Here is an 11,761-nt window from a genome sequence, read left to right on the forward strand (position 1 = left end):
CATGGCTGATATCACCGAAACCATCCGAACGGAAAAAAGCCGAACCGCCCTTTCGGTGCAGGCGGGCTTCCTGCTTGTGGGACTGCTGCTTCTGCTGCTGGCGCCGTTCTTCTTCTATCCGATCTTCCTGATGAAGCTGCTCTGCTTCGCGCTGTTTGCCTGCGCCTTCAACCTGCTGCTCGGCTATACCGGCCTGCTTTCCTTCGGCCATGCCACTTTCTTCGGCGGGGCGGCCTATTTCACCGCCTATACGGTGAAGGCATGGGGCCTGCCGCCGGAACTCGGCATCCTGATCGGCGTGGCGGGTGCGGCCTTTCTCGGCCTGGTCATGGGTTTCTTCGCGATCCGCCGTCAGGGCATCTATTTCGCAATGATCACGCTGGCGCTGTCGCAGATGTTCTTCTTCTTCTGCCTGCAGGCGAAGTTTACCGAAGGCGAGGACGGCATCCAATCGGTGCCGCGCGGCCACCTCTTCGGCTTCATCGATCTGAACAGCTCGACCAACATGTATTATTTCGTGCTGGCCGTCTTCCTGATCGGCGTGCTGATCATCTGGCGTTTCATCAATTCGCCCTTCGGCATGATCCTGAAATCGATCCGCGAAAACGAGCAACGGGCGATCTCGCTCGGCTATTCCGTGGCGCGCTACAAGCTCGGTGCCTTCGTTATGTCGGCGGCGCTGGCCGGTCTGGCGGGCGCGGTGAAATCGATCGTTTTCCAGTTCGCGACGCTCACCGACGTCGCCTGGCAGATGTCGGGCGAGGTGATCCTGATGACGCTGCTCGGCGGCATCGGCACGCTGATCGGTCCGCTCTTCGGCGCGGGGCTGGTGGTGGCGCTGGAAAACTACCTCGCCACTTCGGAATTTCCGGTGACGATCATCACCGGCATCGTCTTTATGGTCTGCGTGCTGATCTTCCGCCGCGGCATCATCGGCGAGTTCTACGCTTCGCGGCTCGGGCGGAAGCTGGGCTTCGTCTATCGCCGCTAATGGGCGGCCGTCTCCCTCTTTCCGCAGCGCGGGAAGAGGCGGGTGGCCAAGCATCTGGATTTTCGTGCAGGGCGCACATGGATCGTTACGACTACATCATCATCGGGGCAGGCAGCGCCGGCTGCGTACTCGCCAATCGTCTATCCGCCGACGGCAGGAGCCGGGTGCTGCTGCTCGAAGCCGGCGGCAGCGACAATTACCATTGGATTCATATTCCGGTCGGTTATCTCTATTGCATCAACAATCCGCGTACCGACTGGTGCTTCACCACGGCGCCGGAAGCGGGGCTGAACGGCCGGGCGCTGAGTTATCCGCGCGGCAAGGTGCTCGGCGGCTGCTCATCGATCAACGGCATGATCTATATGCGCGGCCAGGCGCGAGACTACGACCTCTGGCGGCAGATGGGCTGCAGCGGCTGGGGCTGGGATGACATCCTGCCCTTCTTCCGCAAGTCCGAGGATTTCTATCGCGGCGCCGACGACATGCACGGGGCCGGCGGCGAATGGCGCATCGAGAAGGCGCGGGTGCGCTGGGCCGTGCTCGACGCCTTCCAGCAGGCGGCGAGGGAAGCCGGCATTCCGGAGACGGCGGATTTCAACCGCGGCAACAACGAAGGTTCCGGCTATTTCGACGTCAACCAGCGCTCCGGCATTCGCTGGAACACCTCGAAGGCCTTCCTGCGACCGGCGATGCGGCGCTCCAATCTGACGGTGCTGACCAAGGCGCAGGTCCGGCGGCTGCTGGTGGAGGAGGGAGTAGTTGTCGGCGTCGAATTCCAGCACCGGGGCGCTGTGAAGCGCGCCTATGCGGCTAAAGAAACGGTGCTTTCGGCCGGTTCGATCGGTTCGCCGCATATCCTCGAATTGTCGGGCATCGGCAGGGGTGAGGTTCTCCGGCAGGCGGGCATCGATGTCGTCAGCGAGGTGAAGGGCGTCGGCGAGAACCTGCAGGACCATCTGCAATTGCGTCTGGCTTACAAGGTAACCGGGGTTCCGACGCTGAACGAGAAGGCGACGAAGTTGATCGGCAAGGCGGCGATCGGGCTCGAATATCTCGTCCACCGTTCCGGGCCGATGGCGATGGCACCGAGCCAGCTCGGCATCTTCACCCGCTCAGGGCCTGACCGGGAAACGCCTGATCTGCAATATCATGTGCAGCCGGTCTCGCTGGAGAAGTTCGGCGATCCGGTTCATCCTTTTCCGGCAATCACCGCCAGCGTCTGCAATCTCAGGCCGGAAAGTCGCGGTTCGGTGCATCTGTCGAGCCCGGATTTTGCCGCCCAGCCGACCATCAGCCCGAAATACCTCTCGACGCAGCGCGATCGTGACATAGCTGTCCGTTCCATACGGTTGACGCGGAGGATCGTCGCGCAGCCTTCGTTCGCGAGGTTTCGGCCGGAGGAATTCAAGCCGGGGCGGAGCTATCAGACGGAGGCCGATCTGGAGCGGGCGGCGGGCGATATCGGCACGACGATATTCCATCCGGTCGGCACTTGCCGCATGGGCGCCGACAGGGACAGCGTGGTCGATCCCCGGCTGAAACTCCGGGCGCTCGGCAAGCTCAGGATCGCCGATGCCTCGGTGATGCCGTCAATCACCTCGGGCAACACCAATTCGCCGACGATCATGATCGCCGAAAAGGCGGCGGCGATGATCCTCGAAGACAACCGATAGGAGAAGACCATGGCAAGGATCGCATTCATCGGCCTCGGCAACATGGGCGGGCCGATGGCGGCCAATCTCGTCAAAGCAGGCCACGAGGTCCTTGGCTTCGATCTCGCGGCCTCGGTGCTGAAGGCGGCTGAAGCGAGCGGCGTCAAGGCAGCCAGTCATGCCAGCCAGGCGGTGAAGGACGCCGAGATCGTCATCACGATGCTGCCGCAGGGCCGGCATGTGCTGACGGCCTGGACCGATATCCTGCAGACCGCCGCGCAGGGAACGCTTGTCATCGATTGCTCGACAATCGATGTCGAGAGCAGCCGCAAGGCGCATGAGATGGCCAAGGCCGCAGGCTGCCTGTCGCTCGACGCGCCCGTCTCCGGCGGCACGGGCGGCGCGACGGCGGGAACGCTGACCTTCATGGCCGGCGGCTCGGATGAAGCCTTCGCCGGGGCGAAACCGATCCTGGAGGCGATGGGCAAGAAGATCGTTCATTGCGGCGAAGCCGGCGCCGGTCAGGCGGCGAAGATCTGCAACAACATGATCCTCGGCATCTCGATGGTCGGCGTCTGCGAGGCCTTCGTGCTCGCCGAAAAACTCGGCCTCTCGCATCAGGCGCTTTTCGACGTCGCCTCGACCTCGTCCGGCCAGTGCTGGTCGATCAATACTTATTGCCCGGTCCCTGGGCCGGTCCCGACCTCGCCCGCCAATAACGGCTACAAACCCGGTTTCGCCGCTGCCCTGATGCTGAAGGACCTGAGGCTCTCGCAGGAGGCGGCGCTGGCAAGCGGCGCCTCAACGCCGATGGGGGCGGAGGCTGCGCAGCTTTATGCGCTCTTTGAAAAGCAGGGCAATGGCGGCAGGGATTTTTCCGCCATCATCGAGATGTTCCGGGAAAAGGCGTAGGCGACACTATAAGAGATAGCTGACCGGCTCGTTTCGCACCGGATGGGGAAAGACGCCCATGCCGACGCCGAAAATCGACTGCAGCTTGTCGGCCTGCATGATCTCGGCGGGCGTTCCTTCGGCGGTGATCCGGCCACGGTTGAGCGCGATGATCGCGTCGCAATAGCGTGCGGCGAGGTTGATATCGTGCAGCACGATGATGACGGTCAGCCCGCGTTCGTGGCTGAGCTCCTTGACCAGCGAGAGGACACTTGCCTGATGGGCGAGGTCGAGTGCTGATGTCGGTTCGTCGAGCAGCAGGCAGCGGGCGTTCTGGGCGAGCATCATGGCGATCCAGGCGCGCTGACGCTCGCCGCCGGACATGTTGGCGACGGGACGGTCGGCAAAATCCCCGAGCTCGGTGCGGACGATCGCCTCCTCGACAATCCTGCGATCCGTCGCGGTGAAGCGGCCGAGCGTGCCGTGCCAGGGAAAACGGCCGAGCGCCACAAGTTCGCGCACGCTCATCCCATCGGTCGCTGGCGTAAATTGCGGCATATAGGCGACGTGCCGGGCAAATTCCCTGGCACCCCAGTCCGCCGCCGGTTTGCCGTCGAAGGCAATGGTGCCGGATTTCGGCGCGAGCTGACGGGCGATGATCTTCAGAAGCGTGCTCTTGCCGGAGCCGTTCGGTCCCACCAGACCGTAGATGCGGCCCTGCTGGAGCGTCAGGTCGATGCCGTGCAGGATCGGTTTCGGTCCGATGGCATAATGAATTCCCGACAGGGCAAGGAAAGGCGAAAGCATGATCTGCTCCAGGTTCGGCGCTGCGAACGGGCTCGGGAGGGCGAGCCCTCCTTTCCCTGCAAAACTAAACCGGGATTGTCAACTTACGCTTTGCATTCGGACAGGTTGAAATCGGCCGGTGGGGACCGGCCTTCTTCAACCTAAAGCGTGTCAAGATCTTTCAGATTCGCTTATCACGCTTTAGGTCTTTGTTTTTACGCATGTCTTTATCGCAAAACCGCTCATACTTTTCGACATCATGCTCTAGGACAGCGAGAAATTCAGCCTCGCGTCCCCGAACAGGATGTCGGTCTCGCCCGGTTCGGTCAGCACCACAGCGCCACTCAACGTGCCTGTCGTGATGAGCGCACCTGTCTTCAGCGACGTATCGGGACGCAAGCCGTCATTGGCGTAATCGACAAGCCAGGTGAGCACGTCGCCCTTCGGATGCTGGGCCGGGCCGTCATAGATCGTGCGGCCGGCATGGGTGACCTTGAGCGGCTTGCCGCCGGCGGTATCGACGACGCTTTTGTCGAGCTTCGGGCCGAGCACATAGCCGCTATTGCCGAGGCGGTCTGAGGTAAACAGCAGAAAGGAGATGCTGCCGCTTTCCCTCACGGCGCTGACCAGCAGCTCGGCCCCGAGATGGACGGCGGAGATCGCTTCGACCACTTCGGCGCGGCTGTAGGGAGCGCCGGTGCGGATCGGCAGATCCTTGCCGAGGCGCACGGCGATCTCGGTCTCGAATTTCATGCCCGGAAACCAGGGAATGTTCGCGCCCGAGGCGGCTTCGGCATAGGGATGCAGGGGACCCGTGACCGCCTGACCCTCCGGCGAGACCGTCACCTTCCAGGCGTTGCTGGAAATATTCTCCGCGGCAGCGAGGAAATTCTGCGCCTCCATCGCCTGATGCAGATCGGCCGGCAGGGTGAAATTCCCGGTTTCTTCCTGTCTTCCGGCCTGGCGCAGGCGGTGCAGTCCGGCTGCAAGGGCACGTGGATCGAATGCCTCTGTCATGCTGTCTCCTCGACTTGGTTTCGAGGGCACACTAACCGCAGGGCAGGGTCGAGCAAGCCCGTTCTTCAACCGTAGTCGGAAATGCTTATTCCATCGCCGCGTACCAGCGATCGCGATAAGCGGCGAGCCCCGCGATCTCGGCCGGTGGAACATGCGTTTCGGCGCCCGATACCGGCCGGATGCCGGTGAGAAGGGCGGCCCCCTGGCTGGTGCCGGTCGAGCCGGGAAGGGCCACGACCTCGCGGTCGGCAAGGGCGGCAAGCAGCGTCAGATAGGTTTCGTTGAGCGCAAAGGGCCCTTCGACGATGATGGGGCCTTTGGCGCCGATCAGTCCGAGGCAGGCGTCGGTCATCAAAGCGAGATAGAGGCAGGCGGCGGCGTGACGTTCCTCGCGGCTCGCCTCGTCGGCGTCGATCCAGCGGCTCGCTTTTCCGGGAAAAGGGCCGGAACCGGGGGCGATGTTGGGCAGCAGCATCATGCCCTTGTCGACGACGGCGCCGATCGCCGCCTGGGCGGCCTTTTCATCGACCGGGCCGATTTCGGCCGACAGGATCTCGAATTCCCGCCCACCCATGAAACGCGAGGAGGGGACGGCCCGGCCGTAGGCATCGACATTGGCGAGCGCATCGCGTTTGGCATCGAGATGGTCGAGATCGCCGCCGACACCGAAATTGATGACCCAGGTGCCGGTGGAGACCACGGCGAAGGGGGCCGTCCGATTGACCAGATGCGGCAGCAGCGAGGCGTTGGAATCGTGAATGCCGCAATAGACCGGCACGCGCGCGGCAAGGCCGAGCTCTGCGGCGATTTCAGGCAGAACAGGGCCGAGCGCATCGAAGGCGGAGTGGACCGGCGCCATCAGGCCGCGAATGCCGAGCCTGTCGATCAGCGAGGAATAGTTGCCGGTCTTCGGGTTCCAGAGGTCGGTATGGCAGCCGAGCGAGGTCAGCTCGTTGGCGGCGACACCCGTCAGCCGCGCCGTCCAATATTGCGCATAGGTGAGAATGGTCGCGACCTTGCCGAATTCCGCGGGAAAGGCGCTCTTCTGATAGTGCAGCTGCGCGCCGACATTGAGGCCCATCGCAAGGCGCGGCGAAAAGGTTTCGTCGAAGGAGGGGCGCAAGGCCGTATAGGCATCGCGAATTTCTTGCGGATATTCGTGTTCGTAGTCGATCACCGGCATCGCGAGCGCGCCGTCCCGATCGAGCAGTGCGGCTGCGGCGCCGTGGGTGGTGATCGAAATGGCGTCGAAACCAGGCGCCTGCGCAAGGCGTTTCAGCGAATCGAGCGCGAAGGACCAGAGGGCCTCTATGTCGTAATGCGGGTAGGGACCGGTTTTGATCGTAACGTTCGGCCGTTTCAGGACGGCGATCTCGGCGCCTGTCCCAGCGTCGAGCACCACCACCTTGGCATTGGTCTTGCCGATGTCGAGAACGGCGATGCGGCGATAGGAAGGAGCGTTCATGGCATATGAAAGAGGGTGACGAGGTCGCTTTGAACGGGCGAATTATCCGGGTTCGTCGCCATGATATCGGCCATATGCGCCCACCATTTTTTCATGACGGGATGCTCCGGCAGGCTCGCCATCGTGTGATCGACAGGCCGCGTCAGCACGCCGAACAGCGTGTTGGTGTCGCGGTCGAGATGGATGGAATAGTCGCTGGCGCCTGACTGGCGCAGGAGATCGACCAGTTCCGGCCAGATCTCGTCATGCCGCTTGCGGTATTCGGCTTCCATGCCGGGATTAAGCTGCATCTTGAAAGCGTGTTTTTCCAAGGTCATCGGGAGCTCATGAGCTTGATGCGGCGGGCTACGATCGGGATCGCGATGGTGATGATGAGAAGCAGGCCGATGAAGATCGACATGACGATGCCCGGCACGTTCAAGAGACCGAGGCCGAAGGTGACGAGGCCCATGACGAAGGCGGCGATGACGACGCCGCCGATCGTGCCGGAGCCGCCGAGGATCGAGATACCGCCGAGCACGACCATGGTGACGACTTCGAGTTCCCAGCCCTGAGCGATCGAGGGCCGGGTCGAGCCGAGGCGCGAGGTCAGGCAGACGGCGGCAATGCCGCTCATGATGCCGGTCAGCAGGAAGAGAATGAATTTGACTCGTTCGACCGGAATGCCGGAGAAGCGGGCGGCGAAATCATTGTTGCCGATCGCATAGACCTGACGGCCGAAATTCGTCGCATGCAGCAGGATGGCGAAAAGGATCGCCAGCACGATGAACAGCACGAATTCGAACGAGAACACCCAGACGACATAACCCTGACCAAAATACGCGAAATCGGCCGGATATTTGCCGTAAGCCTGGTCGCCGAGCACGATATAGGAAATGCCGCGGAACAGGCTCATCGTGCCGATGGTGACGACGATCGACGGCAGCTTCAGCACCGAGACCAGCACGCCGTTGAAGATGCCGCAGGTTAGGCCGGTGCCGAGGCCGATCAGAACCAGGCCCGGTGTGCCGATGCCAAGCTGGGCCGCCGCCCCCATCGCCGTCGAGGCGAGCGCGATGATGGCGGCCACCGAGAGGTCGATCTCGCCTGAGATGACCAGCAGCGCCATGGCGAAGGCGATCATCGCCTTTTCGGTGAAGTTGAAGGTGGCGTCCGAGAGGTTCCAGGCATCGAGGAAGTAGGGCGAGGCCAGGGAGTTGAAGATGAAGATCAGGACGGCGACACCGAAGAGCAGCACTTCCCAGCTTGCGACGATGCGGCGGAAGGGCGTGCCGAGGCGGTCGGGGATGACGCGCTTTTCGTGGGTGGATACGGTGCTCATGCTGCGGCCTCCGTTCTGGTGTCGGCTGCGGCGCGGTCGCGCAGGATGATGCGGCCGCGGTTGCGCTCACGCCGGGCGTTGAAGGCAACGGCGAGAATGATGACGGTTCCGGAGATCGCCATCTGCGTGAAGGGTGAAATGCCGATGACCGGCAGGGCGTTCTTGATGACGCCGAGGAAGAGCGCCCCGAGGACGGTGCCGGCGACCGAGCCGACGCCACCGGCAATCGAGATGCCGCCGATGACGCAGGCCGCAACGCTGTCGAGCTCGAAGCCGTTGGCGATATCGACATAGGCGACGGCGTAACGCGATACCCAGAGATAGCTGGAAAGGCCGGCGAGCGCGCCCGACAGCACGAAGGCGAGGAATTTCGTCCGGCCGGTATCTATGCCGGCATAGACGGCAGCCGTCGGATTGCCGCCGGTCGCATAGGCCGAGCGGCCGAACGGGCTGTAGCGCAGCAGCATATACATCAGCGCGACGATGATGATCGCGACCCAGCTCAACACCGGCAGGCCGAGGATCGGCGTGCGGGGAACGGCGAGGAAGGTCGGCGTCATCTGGTGTGCGTTTACCCAGGCGCCGCCCGAGAGCACGAAGGCCATGCCGCGATAGATGGTGAGGGTGCCGAGGGTGACGACGATCGGCGGGATTTCGAGGCGCCAGACGAGGAAGCCGTTGATGGTGCCGAGGGCTGCGCCGATCGCCACCGCGGCAAGGATCAGCACGATCAACGGCAGGCCGGGAAAAGCGGCGTTCATCATCGCGATTGCCATGCCGGTAAAGGCGAGGTTGGCGGCAACCGAAAGATCGATCGATTTCGTCAGAATAACAGTCATCTGGGCAAGCGCCAGGATGATTAGGATCGCGGTGTCGTTGAAGATGCCGGTGAGATTATCCGGTGTGGCGAAATCGGCGGCCCGCGTCGAGAAGACGACGATCATCACGACGATGATGGCAAAGAGCAGGGTTTCGCGTTTTTTGATCAGTTTGGCCATGCCGTCACCTCATGCATTTCCGGTTGCCGCGCGCACCAGCGCTTCCGGCGAAAGCTGATCGCGCTCGAAGAACCCGGCCGACAGACCTTCCTTCATGACCAGCACACGGTCCGACATGCCGATGATCTCGGGCAGTTCGGAAGAGATCATAATGATGGAAAGGCCCTCAGCGGCAAGCTCGCTGATGAAGCCGTGGACGGCAGCCTTCGAACCGATGTCAATGCCCTTGGTCGGCTCATCGAGGATGATGACCTTGGGCATGGTGGCGAGCCACTTGCCGATGACGACCTTCTGCTGGTTGCCGCCCGACAGGGTGCCGACCGGCACGGAGAGGGCGGCAGCGCGCAGATCCAGCCGCTCGGCATATTTGCGGGCGAGCGCGAATTCCTCCGCCGCCTGCAGGAAACCCTTGCGCGAGGTCCGCGTCAGCGACGGCAGCGTCATGTTCTGGTAGATCGGCATCGGCAGCGCCAGGCCGTGGCGGCCGCGCTCTTCCGGCACATAGACGATGCCGGCCTTGATGGCATCATGCGGCGAGTTGATCGAAATTTCCTGACCTTCGAGCGTCAGCCTGCCGGAGAGCGGCATGGTGATGCCGAAGAGCGACTGCGCAAGTTCCGACCGTCCGGCGCCGATCAGGCCATAGATGCCGAGAATCTCACCCTTGCGCAAGGTCAGCGAAATATCGCGGAATTCGGTGCGGTGGCTGTATTTTTCCACCTCGAGCACCGGAGCGCCGATCGCCACCTCGATCTTCGGAAAGACGTTTTCGACGTCGCGGCCGACCATCATGCGGACGATCTCGTCCTGAGGCGTTTCCTTGAGCCGGCCCCGGCCGACGGCGCGGCCGTCGCGGAAGACGACGAAGTCGTCGGCGATCTCGTAAAGCTCATCGAACTTGTGGCTGATGAACAGGATCGCCTTGCCCTGTTCCTTCAGGCCCTTGATGATGCGGAAGAGATCGTCGATCTCCTTGCGGGAGAGGGCGGCTGTCGGCTCGTCCATGATGACGATGCGGGCTTCGATCGACAAAGCGCGGGCGATCGCCACCAGATGGCGCTGCGCAATCGAGAGGTCCTTCAGCCGGATCGTCGGATCGATATTGCTTTCAAGCGCGGTCAGCAGCGTCTTCGAGCGGCTGTTCATCACCTGCCAGTCGATGGTGCGGAAGCGCGTGCGCGGCGCATGGCCGAGGAAGATGTTTTCGGCAACCGTCAGTTCGTCGAACAGTACGGTTTCCTGGTGGATAGCGGTGACGCCGGCATCGATCGCGGCTTGGGCGCTGGCGAAGGTCACTGTCCGGCCGTCGACCAGGATCTCGCCTTCGTTCGGCCTGTAGATGCCGGTCAGGATCTTGACGAGCGTCGACTTGCCGGCGCCGTTTTCGCCGATCAGCGCGGTGACCGTACCGGGATGGAGCGCGATGCTGACATTGTCGAGCGCTTTCACGCCCGGAAAGATCTGGGAGATGCCGCGCATTTCCAGAATGGCGGGCGCATCGCCGGTTTTGCTGTCCGTGACGGGTTGTTGAAAGGCGGCGTTCATCAGATTTCTACCAGTGTCGAATGGGAAATCCCGGCGGCCATCGGCCGCCGGGCTCTTAAACGTCGCTCCGGATCAGAAGACCTTGGAGAACTGGTCGATGTTCGAAGCATTGTAGACGAAGGGATCGGCCATGGCGGCTTCGCCGTTGTCGCCGACCTTGATCTTGCCCATGCGGCCGGCGTTAATTTCGCTGCCCGGCTTGCCGTCGGTCTCGCCCTTGACGAGGCGATAGGCGATCTGGGTGGCGGAGTAGCCGAGGTCGATCGGATTCCAGATGGCGAATTCCTTCGTGGCGCCCGACTTGATCGCGCCGGCCATTTCGGATGGCAGGCCGAGACCGGTGACGTAGACCTTGCCGACGAGACCCTTGTCTTCGACGACCTTGGAAGCGGCGAGAACGCCGACCGTCGTCGGAGCGACGATGACCTTGACGTTCGGGTTCGACTTCAAGAGGCCTTCGGCTTCACGATAGGACTTGTCCGAAAGGTCGTCGCCATAGACCGTGGTGACGAGGTTGAGGCCCGGGAAATCCTTGAGCTGCTTCTTCATCTGGTCGATCCAGATGTTCTGGTTGGTCGAGGTGGTTGTTGCCGACAGGATGGCGAAGTCACCCTTGCCGCCTTCCAGATGATCCTTGGCGAGCGTCAGGCACATCTTGCCGATCAGTTCGTTGGAGGACGGGTTGAGCTGCAGGATGCGGCCTTCGGGTGCAACACCGGAATCCCAGGAGATCACCTTGATGCCGCGCTGGGTTGCCTTCTTCAGCGCCGGAACGAGCGCGTCGGGATCGTTGGCCGAAACGGCGATGGCATCGACGCCTTGAGCGATCAGCGAGTTGATCACTTCGATCTGGCCTTCGGCCGTCGTCGACGTCGGACCGGTGTAGATCACTTCCACGCCGCCGAGTTCCTTGGCGGCTTCCTGGGCGCCCTTGTTGGCGGCGTCGAAGAAACCATTGCCGAGCGACTTCACCACGAGGCCGATCTTGATGTCCTTGGCGCTGGCAGTGCCGGCCATCATGGCGATGGCGAGCGCTGCGCCGAGCGCCAGTGTCTTTGCGAATTTCATGTCACTTTCCTCCCATTAAGATTAGAC

Annotated in this window: 11 protein-coding genes; 3 read left to right on the forward strand and 8 right to left on the reverse strand. The window is 62.5% G+C overall.

Annotated features, from left to right (window positions below):
* Window position 1 precedes the first annotated feature (1 nt).
* The 3 genes from Tal182_RS28145 to mmsB all read left to right on the forward strand — a co-directional run bounded on the left by Tal182_RS28145 (window position 2) and on the right by mmsB (window position 3,555).
* Entirely contained in the window at window positions 2–991 is a 990-nt protein-coding gene (locus Tal182_RS28145) for a branched-chain amino acid ABC transporter permease (RefSeq protein ID WP_064812188.1), read from the forward strand.
* A 77-nt stretch (window positions 992–1,068) separates the two neighbouring features.
* Window positions 1,069–2,664 (forward strand): GMC family oxidoreductase N-terminal domain-containing protein, encoded by a 1,596-nt coding sequence (locus tag Tal182_RS28150; protein ID WP_085861611.1) that lies wholly within the window; start codon window positions 1,069–1,071, stop codon window positions 2,662–2,664.
* A gap of 9 nt (window positions 2,665–2,673) precedes the next feature.
* The gene (gene mmsB, locus Tal182_RS28155) at window positions 2,674–3,555 is read left to right on the forward strand and encodes a 3-hydroxyisobutyrate dehydrogenase (RefSeq protein WP_064808492.1); all 882 of its coding nucleotides are present in this window, start codon (window positions 2,674–2,676) and stop codon (window positions 3,553–3,555) included.
* Window positions 3,556–3,561: 6 nt separating this feature from the next.
* On the opposite strand, the gene Tal182_RS28160 is transcribed toward mmsB, so the two are convergent.
* The 8 genes from Tal182_RS28160 to rhaS all read right to left on the reverse strand — a co-directional run bounded on the left by Tal182_RS28160 (window position 3,562) and on the right by rhaS (window position 11,734).
* A complete protein-coding gene (locus tag Tal182_RS28160; RefSeq protein WP_085861612.1) occupies window positions 3,562–4,341 on the reverse strand; it encodes an ATP-binding cassette domain-containing protein in 780 nt (259 codons plus the stop codon).
* Between the two features lie 243 nt (window positions 4,342–4,584).
* Window positions 4,585–5,337, reverse strand: coding sequence for a fumarylacetoacetate hydrolase family protein (locus Tal182_RS28165; RefSeq protein ID WP_085861613.1), 753 nt, complete (start codon window positions 5,335–5,337; stop codon window positions 4,585–4,587).
* Window positions 5,338–5,422: 85 nt separating this feature from the next.
* Window positions 5,423–6,802: an FGGY-family carbohydrate kinase gene (locus Tal182_RS28170; protein ID WP_085861614.1), complete on the reverse strand. Its 1,380-nt coding sequence runs from the start codon at window positions 6,800–6,802 to the stop codon at window positions 5,423–5,425.
* The gene (rhaM, locus tag Tal182_RS28175; protein WP_085861615.1) at window positions 6,799–7,119 is read right to left on the reverse strand and encodes an L-rhamnose mutarotase; all 321 of its coding nucleotides are present in this window, start codon (window positions 7,117–7,119) and stop codon (window positions 6,799–6,801) included. Before rhaM ends, Tal182_RS28170 begins: the two co-directional genes overlap by 4 nt.
* Entirely contained in the window at window positions 7,116–8,123 is a 1,008-nt protein-coding gene (locus Tal182_RS28180) for an ABC transporter permease (protein ID WP_085861616.1), read from the reverse strand. The genes rhaM and Tal182_RS28180 overlap by 4 nt, the downstream gene beginning before the upstream one ends.
* A complete protein-coding gene (locus Tal182_RS28185; RefSeq protein WP_085861617.1) occupies window positions 8,120–9,121 on the reverse strand; it encodes an ABC transporter permease in 1,002 nt (333 codons plus the stop codon). The genes Tal182_RS28180 and Tal182_RS28185 overlap by 4 nt, the downstream gene beginning before the upstream one ends.
* Window positions 9,122–9,130: 9 nt before the next feature.
* Window positions 9,131–10,666, reverse strand: coding sequence for a sugar ABC transporter ATP-binding protein (locus Tal182_RS28190; protein ID WP_085861618.1), 1,536 nt, complete (start codon window positions 10,664–10,666; stop codon window positions 9,131–9,133).
* Between the two features lie 72 nt (window positions 10,667–10,738).
* On the reverse strand, window positions 10,739–11,734 hold the full coding sequence (rhaS, locus tag Tal182_RS28195; RefSeq protein WP_064808509.1) for a rhamnose ABC transporter substrate-binding protein: 996 nt from the start codon (window positions 11,732–11,734) through the stop codon (window positions 10,739–10,741).
* Between the last annotated feature and the right edge of the window lie 27 nt (window positions 11,735–11,761).

It is taken from the genome of Rhizobium sp. TAL182, assembly GCF_002117725.1.
In the GTDB taxonomy this organism is placed as follows: Bacteria; Pseudomonadota; Alphaproteobacteria; order Rhizobiales; family Rhizobiaceae; genus Rhizobium; species Rhizobium esperanzae.